The sequence below is a fragment of the Mesorhizobium sp. CNPSo 4671 genome (assembly GCF_057784245.1).
In genome coordinates, this window is sequence record NZ_JBWLUW010000003.1 from 705,811 (window position 1) to 720,628 (window position 14,818).

12 protein-coding genes are annotated in these 14,818 nt (G+C 63.9%); all 12 read left to right on the forward strand.

All coding sequences use genetic code 11. The features are described 5' to 3' along the window. Positions 1 to 62: 62 nt before the first annotated feature. Entirely contained in the window at positions 63 to 1,820 is a 1,758-nt protein-coding gene (argS, locus tag AC04SF_RS11600) for an arginine--tRNA ligase (RefSeq protein WP_488477892.1), read from the forward strand. A gap of 103 nt (positions 1,821 to 1,923) precedes the next feature. Continuing rightward, positions 1,924 to 5,316, forward strand: coding sequence for an SPOR domain-containing protein (locus AC04SF_RS11605; protein WP_488477893.1), 3,393 nt, complete (start codon positions 1,924 to 1,926; stop codon positions 5,314 to 5,316). Positions 5,317 to 5,467: 151 nt separating this feature from the next. Next, on the forward strand, positions 5,468 to 6,487 hold the full coding sequence (gene nagZ, locus AC04SF_RS11610) for a beta-N-acetylhexosaminidase (RefSeq protein WP_488477894.1): 1,020 nt from the start codon (positions 5,468 to 5,470) through the stop codon (positions 6,485 to 6,487). Positions 6,488 to 6,550: 63 nt separating this feature from the next. Next, complete coding sequence (locus tag AC04SF_RS11615) at positions 6,551 to 7,351, forward strand: segregation and condensation protein A (protein ID WP_488477990.1); 801 nt, start codon at positions 6,551 to 6,553, stop codon at positions 7,349 to 7,351. Next, positions 7,348 to 8,115 carry an SMC-Scp complex subunit ScpB gene (gene scpB / locus AC04SF_RS11620; protein ID WP_096446766.1) on the forward strand — a complete coding sequence of 256 codons (768 nt, stop codon included), beginning with the start codon at positions 7,348 to 7,350 and terminating at the stop codon, positions 8,113 to 8,115. Before AC04SF_RS11615 ends, scpB begins: the two co-directional genes overlap by 4 nt. A 179-nt stretch (positions 8,116 to 8,294) precedes the next feature. Beyond that, positions 8,295 to 8,516, forward strand: coding sequence for a twin-arginine translocase TatA/TatE family subunit (locus AC04SF_RS11625; protein ID WP_010909892.1), 222 nt, complete (start codon positions 8,295 to 8,297; stop codon positions 8,514 to 8,516). 30 nt (positions 8,517 to 8,546) lie between these two features. Then, entirely contained in the window at positions 8,547 to 9,323 is a 777-nt protein-coding gene (tatB, locus tag AC04SF_RS11630) for a Sec-independent protein translocase protein TatB (RefSeq protein ID WP_488477895.1), read from the forward strand. Then, positions 9,320 to 10,195 carry a twin-arginine translocase subunit TatC gene (gene tatC, locus AC04SF_RS11635; protein ID WP_095199903.1) on the forward strand — a complete coding sequence of 292 codons (876 nt, stop codon included), beginning with the start codon at positions 9,320 to 9,322 and terminating at the stop codon, positions 10,193 to 10,195. The genes tatB and tatC overlap by 4 nt, the downstream gene beginning before the upstream one ends. Positions 10,196 to 10,297: 102 nt before the next feature. Beyond that, entirely contained in the window at positions 10,298 to 11,602 is a 1,305-nt protein-coding gene (gene serS, locus AC04SF_RS11640) for a serine--tRNA ligase (RefSeq protein WP_488477896.1), read from the forward strand. Next, entirely contained in the window at positions 11,602 to 12,360 is a 759-nt protein-coding gene (gene surE / locus AC04SF_RS11645; RefSeq protein WP_096446758.1) for a 5'/3'-nucleotidase SurE, read from the forward strand. Before serS ends, surE begins: the two co-directional genes overlap by 1 nt. Continuing rightward, positions 12,357 to 13,010 (forward strand): protein-L-isoaspartate(D-aspartate) O-methyltransferase, encoded by a 654-nt coding sequence (locus tag AC04SF_RS11650; protein WP_488477897.1) that lies wholly within the window; start codon positions 12,357 to 12,359, stop codon positions 13,008 to 13,010. The genes surE and AC04SF_RS11650 overlap by 4 nt, the downstream gene beginning before the upstream one ends. Positions 13,011 to 13,189: 179 nt before the next feature. Beyond that, positions 13,190 to 14,737 (forward strand): peptidoglycan DD-metalloendopeptidase family protein, encoded by a 1,548-nt coding sequence (locus AC04SF_RS11655; protein WP_488477898.1) that lies wholly within the window; start codon positions 13,190 to 13,192, stop codon positions 14,735 to 14,737. The last annotated feature ends 81 nt before the right edge of the window (positions 14,738 to 14,818 follow it).

Genomic DNA, 14,818 nt, shown 5'->3' on the forward strand with positions numbered 1-14,818 from the left:
GGCGGGCGCGATTTTGCCGGCCAACGAGCCGGATTCGCAATAAAGCCGCCAGAGCAATACCCATGAACATCTTCGCCGATTTCACCGCGCGAGTCACAAAGGCTGTCGAAGCGCTCGATCTGAAAGACAAGGACGGCGTTTCGCCGGACCTGTCGCGCATTGCCGTCGAACCGCCGCGCGACGCCAGCCATGGCGACCTCGCGACCAATGCGGCGATGGTGCTGGCCAAGCCCACCGGCCAGAATCCGCGTGCGCTGGCCGAGAAGCTGGCGCTGGCGCTGCGCGACGACAAGGATGTCGCCGCCGCCGAGGTCGCCGGCCCTGGCTTCGTCAATCTCCGGCTCAAGGACGGCTTCTGGCAGGCGCATCTGTCGGCGCTGCTGGGCGAGGGCCGCAATTACGGCCGCTCGAAGGTCGGCGCCGGCCGGAAAACCAATGTCGAATATGTCTCGGCCAACCCGACCGGCCCGATGCATGTCGGCCATTGCCGGGGTGCGGTTGTCGGTGATGCGCTCGCCAATCTGATGGCGTTTGCCGGCTACGACGTGACCAAGGAATATGTCATCAACGATGCCGGCGGTCAGATCGACGTGCTCGGCCGCTCGGTCATACTGCGGTATCGGGAGGCGCTAGGCGACGAGATCGGCGAGATTCCGACCGGCCTTTATCCTGGCGATTATCTGGTTCCTCTCGGTCAGGCGCTGGCGAAAGAGTTCGGACGCAGCCTGCTCCAGATGCCGGACGATGAGGCGCTGGCCATCGTCAAGGACCGTGCAATCGACGCGATGATGGCGATGATCCGCGAGGATCTGGCGCTGCTCAACGTGCATCACGACGTGTTCTTCTCCGAACGCACGCTGCATGCAGACAATGCCAAGAAGATCCGTTCGGCGATCAACGACCTGACGCTGAAGGGCCATATCTACAAGGGCAAGCTGCCGCCGCCCAAGGGCGAGAAGCCTGACGACTGGGAGGATCGCGAGCAGACGCTGTTCCGCTCGACCGCGGTCGGCGACGACATGGACCGGGCGCTGGTCAAGTCCGACGGGGCGTTCACCTATTTCGCCGCTGACGTGGCGTATCTGAAGGACAAGGTCGATCGCGGCTTCGTCGACCTGATCTACGTGCTTGGCGCCGACCATGGTGGTTACGTCAAGCGGCTGGAGGCGCTGGCGAGGGCAATTGCCGGCGATGAGGTCAAACTCACCGTCCTGTTGTGCAATCTGGTCAAGCTGTTTCGCGATGGCGAGCCCGTCCGCATGTCGAAGCGGTCCGGCGATTTTGTCACGCTTCGGGAAGTGGTGGAGGAGGTTGGCCGCGACGCCATCCGCTTCATGATGCTTTACCGCAAGAGCGATGCGCCGCTCGACTTCGACTTCGCCAAGGTGACCGAGCAGTCCAAGGACAATCCGGTGTTTTATGTGCAGTACGCCTCGGCGCGCTGCCATTCGGTGTTCCGGCAGGCAAGCGAGCAATTGGGCGAGGCGAATTTCGATCGCAAAAGCCTGGCTGCCGCGGCGGCTTCGCTGACCGACGAGGGCGAAATCGGCCTGATCCGCAAGCTCGCGGAATATCCGCGCCTGATCGAGTCCGCAGCTCTTGCGCTGGAGCCGCATAGGCTGGCATTTTATCTCTATGATCTGGCTTCCAGTTTCCACGGACACTGGAACCGGGGCACGGATAATCCGGACTTACGTTTTGTTAAGGTTAACGACCGACAATTGACGCATGCCAGACTAGGGCTGGTGCAGGCTGTTTCGGACGTTCTAACGTCCGGCCTGACGCTGATCGGGGCCGCCGCGCCCACCGAAATGCGTTAGGTTTGACTAAAAAACCTGTCACCTTTTGCCCACATTGCGCTGGTAAGGGCCAACCCTGCGCGACGTCCATGGCGTCCGAATGAGTGCGAGTTCGGGAACAATAATGGCAGACAGAACCCAGCTGAGAGTAGCCGACAACAACGACATCGCTGACGATGATCCGTTCGCGGAACTGACCAGGATCATGGGATTCGACCCACGCCAGCCGGTCAAGCAGCAGGCGCGGGTCGAACCGCAGGTCGCTGCCGCCAGTCAGTCCGTGCAAGAGGACGATTTCGATATCGACCTCGAAAAGGAACTGATGGGCGACTTCGACGCTGGCGTTGCCGCTCCAGTTGTCGAGGCTCATGAGCCGACATTCGAAACGGCGGCCGTGCATGCGGCTGACGACGATCTTGCGCTGTCGCTCGACGACGATTTCCATCTGGACTTCACCGGTGCCGATGACCAGGCGGTCGTCGCCAGCCATGCCGATCTCGGCGCGGCCGAAGCCGCCCCATCCGTCGAACCCGCCTTCGACGCCGATTTCGACAATGCCGTCGCCAGTTCGCTCGAAGACGTTTCGCCCTTCGAAGACGATCTGCGGATTGATGACGAGCTTGCCGCGTCGCTCGATCAGGATTTCCACATCGAGGACCATGCCGTCGAGATCGAGGACGAGGCCGTCGAGCCTCAGCACGCCGTTGCCGAAGTGCCGGTGGCTGTCGAGCCGGCCCCTGAGCATGAATTCGACGATGCGGTCGCGCTTTCGCTCGAAGACGAGCTGATGCTGGACGGCCATTCGGCGGATCAGCGCCCTTTGGCTGCGGCCACGGTCGACGATCCGGAGCCGGTGCTGGCCGCCGCGAGCGAGGCTGAGGCGATTTCCGACGAGGATTTCGACGGTCGCTTCGAGGCCGCCATGGCGGATGTCGATATGGATTTCGACGTTCATGCGGACGAGCCGGTGGCCGGCGATGCGGCGCAAGCGGACGATGCGGTCGCCGATGCTGAGGACACAAGGGAAGAGTTCTCGAGCTCCGAAGCCGCTTCGGAAGATGATTTCGATCTGAACCTGGACGACGCGTTCGCCGCGCCTGCCGAAGAGCCGGTCGCCGAGGTTGCGGCTGCCCCGGTCCAGCCGATAGTGCCGGCAACTCCGGCAGCCATCATGGCCGAGCCGGCGCCGGCCCCCGTGGCGGACGAACGAAGCCTCGAAGACGAGCTGAACGCGCTTCTGGGCGCCATGACGGCGCGCACGGGGCCGTCGGCCAAGGAGCCTGTCGTGGCTCAGCCCGCCGTCGTTCAGCCCGCCGTGGCTCAGCCGGCTGCCGCTCCCGCTCAGTCGTATGCTACTCCATATGCTGTCGCGCCTGCAAAAGCCCTCGAGGAACCGGCCGATCTTGTCGGCGATCTCGACTGGGATCTCGACGAACAAGCGCCCGAGGATCTGCATGCCTCCAATGCCGCTCACGATGCCGATCTCGACAATCTGCTGCTGGACGAACTTCAGGGCCAGGATCCTGGTTCGGATGCCGCCAATCATCTCGATGTCGATTTCGACGATGATGCGTTCGACGCGGCCCTGGCCAGGAGCCTCGATCCGCGCGACGAGGCTGCCTCCCGGCAAGATCAGGCCGATTCCCTCGATTGGCTGGCCGAACGCTCCGCGCCGACGGAGCCGACCCGTTCGTGGAGCCGCGTGACACCGGTTCCCCAGCAGCCGGCATTTGCCGCGCAGCCGGCCGCTTCGATGGCGGCCAGGACTGCTGCGCCGGAAATGACCCCAGCAGTGGCAGTTGTGCCGCCCTACCATGCGCCCGAGCCGGTTGCGGCTGCTCCCTATGCAGCCCCTGCATCCGCGCCGCCGCCGCGACAGTCCCCGCGCTATGAAGAGATGCCCGATGTCGAAACGGTCGATGTGCCGGAGCGCGTCGTGGCGCTGGCGGACGATCTCGACATTCCGGAACTGCATTTCGAGGAAGACGAGCCGGCCACGGCTGGTTATGACGATCTCGATGCTGAATTCGCCAGCCTTCTGACGGAAATGAATTCGGTGGAGGTTGCGCCGGCTCCAGCCGCTCCCGCAAGCAGCGCTGCCTATGCCGACGATTCCTACAATGCCGGATTCACTTCGGGCTATCAGGCACCGGCATATGAAGCGCCCAAGCCGGCCTTCCAGCCGGAAGCACGGACCTATGCGGCGCGGCCGGCGGAAATGCCGGCGCGCACAGCGGCGAACACAGGCTATGCCGACGCCGCCGACGGCTTCGATCTCGACAATTTGCCCGGCAGCCAGCCGGTCTCGCAGGCCGACGATTTCACCGTCGATGAACTCGACTACGATCCTGAGTTGGACGAGGCGATGTCCGTTCCGGGTCTCGGCGAGCGGCAAGCGGCCAGGCCGTCGGGCCGGCGCGGCCTGTTCATCGCCGCCATCGTCGGTGCCGTGGCGGTCGCAGGCGGTCTTGGTGCCTTTGCCCTGTCCTTCGGCGGCAAGGGCGGCAGCGAAGCCCCTGTCATCGTCAAGGCCGACAATTCGCCGATCAAGGTCAAGCCGGAAAACCCGGGCGGCACCGTGGTGCCGAACCAGGACAACAAGGTCTACGACGCCGTGGTCAAGGGCGCGAAGCCCGCCGAGCCGGTGCAGCAGAAGCTTGTCACCAACACCGAAGTCCCTGTGGATGTGCAGGCGAAGGATCCGGCCCGTGCCGTTGATCTTTCTGCCGACCAAGGTGCTGCCGTCGGCGGCGCCGATGACGGCAATGCCACGCCGACCGCCAGTGCGGCGCCCGCTGACAATGCCGCACCGACCGCCAATGCGGCGGCGCCCGCGCCCAAATCCGAGGATCGCATCGCGCAGGTGCTCCAGGATGCCGACAAGGGCACCAATACCGATGTCGTGGCCGTTGCGCCGCGCAAGGTGAGGACCATGGTGGTCAAATCGGACGGCTCGCTGGTGCCGCGCGAGGATCCGGCGCCGGCCGCACCGCAAGTGGCGGCCGCCGAGCCGACCGATCCGGCGCCGCAGCATGTCGCGCCGTCGGCCGATGCCGACCAGACCGGCACCGTGGCGCCCGCCGCCGCCCAGGCGGATGACGAGCCGGCCCTCAAGCCGGCGGCCAAGGCTGAGGCCAAGGCGCAGTCGGCCAACACGCCGGCCAAGGTTGCGATCGCGCCGCAGCGTCCGTCCGACCAGCCGGTCGACGTCGTCGGCGAGGTCAAGCCCGATCAGGTCGCGTCCATCGATCCGGCAACGACTGCGACCGGTGGCGGTTCATGGTCGATGCAGGTTGCTTCGCAGCCGACAGTGGAAAGCGCCCAGTCGACCTACCAGGATCTGCAACGCCGCTACGGCAGCGTGCTTGCCGGCCGCACCGCCAACATCGTCAAGGCCGAGATCGCCGGCAAGGGCACGTTCTACCGCGTCCGCGTCGTAGCCCAGTCGCGCAACGATGCGATCAATCTGTGCACCAGCTACAAGGCTGCCGGCGGCAATTGCTTCGTGTCGCGTTAGACGACGTTCAACCAATCAAAGCCGGCGCGGCCCCAGGCCGCGCCGGCTTTTTCATGTGCCCAGCGTTTTTCATGTGGAAGCATTTCAGGCGTTGGACCGCATGTAACCCCAGACGATTCCCTTTGGCCGCGCGAAGCCCTAGACTCCTGATATGACCGAATCAAAATCCATGATCCTCGGCTGTGCCGGGAAATCGCTCACCCGCGAAGAAATCAATTTCTATCGCAATGAATGCCCGTGGGCCTTCATCCTGTTTGCCCGCAACATCAGCGAGACCGAGCAGATCCGCGATCTGGTTGCCGAGATGCGCGATTGCATCGGACGCCCCGACGCGCTGGTGTTCATCGACCAGGAAGGCGGCAGGGTGCAGCGCCTGCGGCCGCCGCTGGCGCCGAACTATCCGGCCGGCGGCGCGCTTGGCGCGCTGTGGCGCGACGATCACGACGCCGGCGCCCGTGCAGCCTGGCTGATGGCGCGCCTGCATGCCTTCGACCTGCTGCGCTACGGCATCACGGCGGATTGCCTGCCGGTGCTCGACGTGCCGATCGAAGGTGCCAGCGATGTCATCGGCGCGCGCGCCTATGGCAAGGAGCCGCGCGCGGTCATCGAACTCGGCCGCGCCGCCGCCGAAGGCCTGATGTCGGGCGGCGTGCTGCCCGTGATGAAGCATATTCCCGGTCATGGCAGGGCCTTCGCCGACACGCATTTCGAACTGCCAACAGTCGACGCCTCGCTCAGCGATCTGCAGCGGCATGACTTTGCCCCGTTCCGGGAGCTTAACGACCTGCCGATGGCAATGACGGCGCATGTCGTCTATAGCGCCATCGACCCGAAGAACCCGGCGACGACATCCGGCAAGGTCATCGACGAGATCATCCGCCGCGACATCGGTTTTGACGGGCTGTTGATGAGCGACGATACCTCGATGAAGGCACTTTCTGGGGATTTCCCGACAAAGGCGGCCTCGATCCTTGCGGCGGGCTGCGATCTGGTCCTTCACTGCAACGGCGTTTTCGAGGAGATGGCGGGCATTGCGTCGCGCACCACGGGGCTTGAGGGCAAGTCGCTGGAGCGTGCAAAGCGGACCCTGACCTATATAAAGAAGCGCGATGCGGTCGAGGAGACCGAGATACGCGCGGAATTTGCCACCTATTTCGATGCGGTGGCCTAACGAAGAGGAAGTGACAGGGCTGTGGCGGAAACATTGGAAAGCAAGGCCGCGAAGGCCGCACCGATGGACCGCCTGTGGGCCGAGAATGACGATTCACGCGTCACCGGCGACCCCTCGCTGGTCGTCGACGTGGCCGGCTTCGAAGGTCCGCTCGATCTCCTCTTGCATCTTGCCCGTACCCAGAAGGTCGATCTGGCGCGAATTTCGATCCTGGCGCTGGTCGAGCAGTATCTGACCTTTGTCGAGACCGCGAGGGCGCTGCGGCTCGAACTCGCAGCCGACTATTTGGTGATGGCGGCGTGGCTCGCCTTCCTCAAATCGAAGCTGTTGATCCCGAAGCAGCCGGGCGAAGAGGGCGAAAGCGGCGAGGAACTGGCGGCGGTGCTGCAATTCCGGCTGAAGCGGCTGGAGGCGATGCGCGACGCAGCGGCGCGTCTGGTCAACCGCAACCGGCTCGGCCGCGACGTGTTCGCGCGCGGCATGCCGGAAATGGTCATCATCGAGAAGCGCAACGCCTATTCGGCGTCGCTTTATGATTTGCTGACCGCCTATGCCCAGCAGCGGCAGAAGCAGGCGATCAACAATGTGACCATCGCCAGGCGTGGTGTCTGGTCGCTCAAGGATGCGCGCGACATCCTGACCCGCCTGGTCGGGGCTGTCAGCAACTGGACGACGCTGGAAAGTTTCCTGATCGTGTACATGACCAGTCCCGAGGAAAGGCGCACGGCGATCGCCAGTTCCTTTGCGGCAACATTGGAACTGGTGCGCGACGGCACGATGGATGTGCGCCAGGATCAGACGTTCGCGCCGATCTATCTGCGCGGCCGCGCACCGGCAATCAAGGCAGTCGAGGTGGCATCATGAGCGAACGCGCCAACGCTTCGGTCATTCCCTTCAAGGTGGATGACGGGCCGGAAGAGGGCGAACTCGACCAGGCGTCCGTCCAGAACCCGGCACAGAACCCGGCCGAGCGCCTGCATATGGCGGAGGCCGTGCGGATGGCCGAGGCGATTGTCTTCGCCAGTGCTGAACCCGTCAGCGAAAAGCAGCTTGCAGCGCGCCTTCCCGACGGCATCAACATCGCCCTGGCCATGGCGGAACTGCAGCAGGTCTACGCCCGGCGCGGCGTCAATCTGGTGCGGGTCGGCGACGCTTGGGCGTTCCGCACCGCTGGGGATCTCGCCTTCCTGATGAGCCGCGACACAGTGCAGCAGCGCAAGCTGTCGCGCGCGGCGCTCGAAGTGCTGGCGATCATTGCCTATCATCAGCCGGTGACGCGCGCCGAGATCGAGGATATCCGCGGTGTCGAGACGTCGAAGGGCACACTGGACACCCTGCTCGAGACGGAATGGGTGCGCATGCGCGGCCGCCGCAAAACGCCAGGCCGTCCCGTTACCTACGGCACCACCGAAACCTTCCTCGACCATTTCGCGCTCGAGGAAATCCGTGATCTCCCCGGCATGGAGGAACTGAAGGGGGCCGGCCTGCTTTCGGGCCGCATGCCGTCGAATTTTTCGATCCCGCAGCCGCCGGCCGACCCCGACGTGCTGACCGAGGACGAGGATCCGCTGACCGATATCGATCTCGAGGAACTCGGCCTTTTGACGCCGCGCGTCACGGAAGATTGACCGCGGGCGTCTGTCAAAAGCGGCTTTACGCCTTTACATGCGCCGTTTGGTAGCGGGCCGGCTTGCCGAAAATGCGTGACATCCGCCAGCCTTTCATAAACTCTGTCGCTGTTGTGTTTGAATCCCAACGCGAAAACGCATAGATCATCGCCAGGGAAAACATTCGAGAGAGATTTGCTATGGGTTCATTTTCGATTTGGCACTGGATGATCGTGCTGGTGATCGTGCTGCTGGTGTTCGGCCGCGGCAAGATTCCGGAACTGATGGGCGACATGGCCAAAGGCATCAAGAGCTTCAAGAAGGGCATGGCGGACGATGACGTCGCCGACGACAAGCGCACCGTCGAACACCGTGCCGACGAGACCGTTTCGGCCGTGAAGGAAAAAGCCAGCAAGAGCTGAGCCAAAAAGTTCTAGTCGGAACAGAGTGCCATGTTTGAAGTCGGCTGGACCGAAATGCTGGTGATTGCGATCGTCATGATCGTGGTCGTCGGGCCGAAGGATTTGCCCAATATGCTGCGCACCTTCGGGCGCACGACGGCGAAGCTGCGTGCCATGGCCGCCGACTTCCAGAAACAGTTCAACGAAGCGCTGAAGGAAGCCGAGCTCGACGACGTCAAGAAATCGGTCGACGAGCTCAGGGGCCTCAGCCCCGTTGCCGAAATCAAGAAGCAGCTCAATCCGTTCGAGCAGGCGGCCGCCGATGTGCGCGCCGGTGTCGACGCGGCGATGAAGCCGAAGCCGGCGGCCGATCCCTCGGCACCCGCTGCTTCGACCCCACAGGCGGCCGAGCCACTGAAGAATGGCGCGACGGAAATGCCTGGCGTCAGCGGGCCAGAGGTCGCGCCGCCAACGCCGATTTTCCCGGCGATGACCGATGAATCGGTGGTGGCGACACCCACGGAACCCGCCGTGGCGCCGAAGGCATCCGCGGCCAAGAAAGCCGTCAAGACGGCGCCGGCGGCGAAAGCGCCGTCCAAGGCCGTGACTTCGGCGAAGGTGGTGACGGCAAAAGCCGCACCCGCACCTAAAACGTCGACAAAGGCCGCGACGGCGGCAAAGCCTGAAGCCGCCGCCTCGACGAAGTCCGCCGCCGCCAAGGCGGCTGCTACCAAGGCAACTGCCGCAAAGACCGGGGCGAAAGCCGAACCGAAGCCTGCCGCGGTGAAAAAGCCGGCGTCCAAGAAGACGGCGGGAGCCGCCAAGTGAGCGTTTCGGACAAGGAAAAGGACGAGATCGAAAAGTCGTCGGCGCCATTGATGGAGCACCTGATCGAGTTGCGCAGGCGGCTGATCTGGTCGCTCGGTGGTTTCTTCGTCGCCTTCCTGGTTTGCTTCTTCTTCGCCAAGAGGCTGTTCAACCTTCTGGTCGTCCCCTTCAAATGGGCGACGAAGTGGGCGGGTCTCGATCCGCACAAGGTCGAACTGATCTACACCGCGCCGCAGGAATTCTTTTTCACGCAGGTCAAGCTCGCCATGTTCGGCGGCATGGTCATCGCCTTTCCGCTGATCGCCACGCAGATCTACAAGTTCATCGCGCCCGGCCTCTACAAGAACGAGCGCAACGCCTTCCTGCCGTTCCTGATCGCGTCGCCGATCCTGTTCCTGATGGGCGCCTCGCTGGTCTATTTCTTCTTCACGCCGATGGTGATGTGGTTCTTCCTCGCCATGCAGCAGGTCGGCACCGACGACCAGGTGCAGATTTCGCTGCTGCCGAAAGTGTCGGAATATCTCAGCCTCATCATGACGCTGATCTTCTCCTTCGGCCTGGTGTTCCAGCTGCCGGTGGTGACCAGCCTGATGACGCGCGTCGGCATGCTGTCGTCCAAGGCGCTGGCGGAAAAGCGCAAATGGGCGATCGTCATTGCCTTCATCGTTGCGGCCGTGCTGACGCCGCCCGATCCGATGAGCCAGATCGGCCTGGCCATTCCGACCATCCTTCTCTACGAGGTCTCGATCTGGGCCGCGCGTTGGATCGAGCGGGACCAGGAAAAGCAGCGGCTGGCACGCGAGAAGCAAGAGGCCGGGGAAACCGTGGCCGATAAAACGCCGGACGAGCCTCCAGCGCCGGCTGCTTCGTAAAACAACAGGCAGCGTCGGAAAGAGACAGTCGCTGCCCGGTCTATCTTGCATCAATCAAGGATGCGGTTTACGCCCTCTCGCATAGCTGAGGACGGATAAACCATGCTTGACATCAAATGGATTCGCGACAACCCGAAGGCCCTTGTCGAGGCGCTGGTGAAGCGCTCGTGGTCGGCGGCTGAGGCGCAGTCCACCGTCGATGGGCTGATCGCCAGGGACGAGGCGCGGCGCGAACACGTCACCGAGCTGCAGACCAAGCAGGAGCGCCGCAACGCCGCCTCCAAGGAGATCGGCAACGCCATGCGTTCGGGCGATGCGGCGCTCGCCGAAAAGCTGAAGGCCGAAGTCGGCGAGATCAAAACCTTCATCCAGAATGGTGAGGCGCGCGAGCGCGAACTCGACAAGGCGCTGAACGACGCGCTGGCGGTGCTGCCCAATGTGCCGCTCGAAGACGTGCCTGTCGGCAAGGACGAGCATGACAATGTGGTCAAGCACATTTTCGGCAAGCTGCCGACGCGGCCGAACTGGGTGAAGGAGCATTTCGAGATCGGCGAAGCGCTCGGCATGATGGATTTCGAGCGGGCGGCAAAGCTGTCGGGCTCGCGCTTCACTGTGTTGAAGAGCGGGTTGGCGCGGATGGAGCGCGCGATCGGCCAGTTCATGCTCGACCTGCACACGACCGAGCATAGCTATGAGGAAGTGATCCCACCGCTGATGGTGCGCGACGATGTGCTTTTCGGCACCAACCAGTTGCCGAAATTCGAGGAGGACCTGTTCTTTGTGAAGCACGGGGAGGGCAGGCTTGGCCTGATCCCGACCGCCGAAGTGCCGCTCACCAACCTTGTGCGCGAGGAAATCACCGCGCATGAAAAGCTGCCGCTGCGCTATACCGCACTGACGCCGTGCTTCCGCTCCGAGGCGGGCTCGGCCGGGCGCGACACGCGCGGCATGCTGCGCCAGCACCAGTTCTACAAGGTCGAACTGGTGTCGATCACCGACCAGGAATCCTCACTCGCCGAGCATGAGCGGATGACGCAATGCGCCGAGGAAGTGCTGAAGCGGCTGGAATTGCCGTTCCGCACCATGGTGCTGTGCACCGGGGACATGGGCTTTGGCGCACGCAAAACCTATGACATCGAAGTCTGGCTACCCGGCCAGAACGCCTATCGCGAAATCTCGTCCTGCTCGGTCTGCGGCGATTTCCAGGCGCGGCGCATGGACGCCCGCTACAAGGACAAGGATGGCAAGGGCAACCGTTTCGTCCATACACTCAACGGTTCGGGCACCGCTGTCGGCCGCGCTCTCATTGCTGTCATCGAAAACTACCAGAATGAGGATGGCAGCGTAACCATTCCTGAAGTGCTGCGGCCTTACATGGGCGGTCTGGCAAAGATCGAAGCGAAGTAATGCGCATTCTTCTGACCAATGACGACGGCATTCATGCCGAGGGCCTGGCGTCGCTTGAACGCGTCGCGCGCACACTGTCCGACGATGTCTGGGTGGTGGCGCCGGAGCAGGACCAGTCCGGCTATGCGCATTCGCTGTCGATCTCCGAGCCGTTGCGGCTGCGCAAGATCGGCGAGAAGCATTTCGCCGTGCGCGGCACGCCGACCGATTGCGTCATCATGGGCGTGAAGAAGATCCTGCCCGGCGCGCCTGACCTGATCCTGTCCGGCATCAATTCGGGCGCCAACATCGCCGACGACGTGACCTATTCGGGAACCGTCGCCGGCGCCATGGAAGGCGCGCTGCTCGGTATCCGCTCGATCGCGCTCAGCCAGGGCTACTCCTATGTCGGCGAGGATCGCGTCGTGCCTTACGAGACCACCGAGGCGCTGGCGCCGGCACTGCTGAAGAAGCTCGTCGCGACGCCGCTGCCGGACGGCGTGCTGCTCAACGTCAATTTTCCCAACTGCCTGCCCGAAGAGGTCGCCGGCACGGTGGTCACCACGCAAGGCAAGCTCGTGCACAGCCTGTGGGTCGACGAGCGCCGTGATGGGCGCGGCCTGCCTTACTACTGGCTGCGCTTCGGCCGCGAGCCGGTTGAGGGCAAGCACGGCACCGACCTCTACGCGCTGCGCAACCGCCTGGTGTCGGTGACGCCGTTGCAACTCGACCTCACCGCGCATGAGATCCGTGACCAGCTGAGCAAGGCGCTTGCATGAACCTGCCAATCGATGACCGCGAAGGATTTGCCGCTTTCCTGTTGCGCCTGCGCGGCAGGGGAACCGTGCCGAAAGCGCTGATCGCGGCTTTCGAGGCGACACCACGGCGCGGTTTCCTGGCGCCCCACTTCCACCAGATCGCCTGGTCCGACCGCATGCTGCCGATTGAGTGCGGCGAGGCGATCGAAGGCGCCGACATGCAGGCGGCGGTGATCGCGGCTCTTGCCATCGAACCGGGAAACCGCGTGCTCGAGATCGGCACCGGCTCCGGCTATACGGCGGCGGTGATGTCGCGGCTGGCGGCGCGGATCGTCACCGTCGATCGCTACAAGACGCTTGTCGAGCAGGCCAGGCAGCGTTTCGAGGCGCTCGGCATCGGCAACGTCATCGTACGCCAGACGGACGGCTCCGGCGGCTTGCCGGCCGAAGGGCCGTTCGACCGCATCGTCGCCTGGGCGGCTTTCGACAGCCTGCCGCGCTTCCTGCTCGACCAATTGTCGAGCGGCGGCATCGTCATCGCACCGATCGGGCCGGAGGAGGGCGAGCAGGTGCTTGCCAAGCTCACCAAGGTCGGCAGCCGTTTCGAGCGCGAGGATATCGGCCTCGTGCGGCTGCAGCCGATCCTGCGCAGCGTCGCCGCGGTGATCTAGTTTCCGGCAGAGCACTGATCCGCGGTCGAACACCTGTTCGGCCTCATGATCCATGCCTCCAGCTATCCCCAAAATGTTTTAAGAAAATTTTCGTCGGATTCTAATGGGTTAACCGCCCAGTAACATTAACGCGCTTTAATCCTGTCTCAGTTGGTGCAGAGTTTGTGCGGGTTAGTGCGATGCAACTCAGTGTTTTGAAGACAAATAGTCGCAATCTGGCGCGGGGCTGCGCTGTTCTCATGATTGCGGGCGCGGCCGCCGGGTGCAGTTCCCAGGCTTCGCGGTTCAACAGTGTCGACGATGTCTTCACTTCCTCGACCAACAATCAGCGCGCCATCATCAACAAGCAGGATGCCGTGCAGCCCTATCCGGGCGATGTGTCGGCCGCGCCGCTTGACGGCAGCCACACGCAGTCGGTCAGCCGCTCCAGCCTTGAACCGGTTTCGAGCCGGCCGTTGCCGCCGCCCGTTTCTGCCCAGGCGCAACCCGCGCCGGCTCTCGCGCCCGCCGCCAATCCGGTGCGTGTTGCGTCGGCACCCGCCATGGTCCGGCCCGCTCCCCATGTCGACAGGACAACAACCGGCACTGTCGAGCCTGCCGCCAAGCCATTCAAGAATGCCCAGCCCGACGCGCCGAAGGTGGCCGAGGCGGGCAGGCCGCACGCGACCGAAATCGTCGTCAGGGACGGCGAGACCATTTCCGGCTTGGCCGCGCACTACAAGGTTCCGGCCGATGTCATCATGAAGGTGAATGGTCTCAGCCCGACCAAAGGGCTGAAGACCGGTCAGAAGATCGTTATTCCGGCCTATGCCTATTCGAGCAAGGCCGAGCCGAAGGTCGCCGACGCCAAGCAGTTGAAGGACGGGTCGGCGAAGGATGGCAAGCGCGATTTGCCGGCCACCGCGCCGGACAAGGTCGCCGTCCTGCCGCAGCAGCCCAAGCTCAAGGAGGGCAAGGCCGCCGCGCAGGTCGATGCGTCGGCCGCCGCGAGCCAGCCCAAGGAGCCCAAGCCGGCGCAGGTCGCCAAGGCAACCGGCGCCCCCGGCACGTATACGGTCCAGTCGGGCGACACGATGTCCTCGATCGCCAGGAAGACCGGCGTCGGCGTCGTTGCGCTGAAGCAGGCCAACGGCATGAAGGATGGCCTGCTCAAGATCGGCCAGACCCTGAAGGTGCCGGCCGGCGGAACCGCGACGGTCGCCAGCGCCAAGCCGGCGAAGGTCGATCCGGTGACCACGGCAACCACGCAGCCCCCGGCAAAGGCCACGCCGTCGGAAACGCTGGCATCCTACACGCCGCCGAAGAAAGACGCGAAGGTCATCCAGCAGGCTGAGGATGACGAGGCGGTGGCGCCGGATGCCACCGGCATCGGCAAGATGCGCTGGCCGGTGCGCGGCCGGGTGATCTCCGGTTTCGGATCCGGCAAGGACGGCGTCGATATCGCGGTGCCCTCGGGCACGCCGATCAAGGCGGCCGAGAACGGCGTCGTCATCTACGCCGGCGACGGGCTCAAGGAATTCGGCAATACGGTGCTGGTGCGCCACGAGAACGGCCTGGTCACCGTCTATGGTCATGCCAGCTCGATCGAGGTGCAGCGCGGCCAGAAGGTCAAGCGCGGCCAGGAAATCGCCTTGTCGGGCATGAGCGGCACGACGGACTCGCCGAAACTGCACTTCGAAGTGCGCAAGAACTCGGCGCCGGTCGATCCCTCGACCTATCTCGAATAGAATAAAAAAAGCGATTTGCGGGCCGTCTGACCTCCAGTCCGGCCCGCCGGCTCAGCCCGCCCCGAAAGGAGCGGGCTTTTT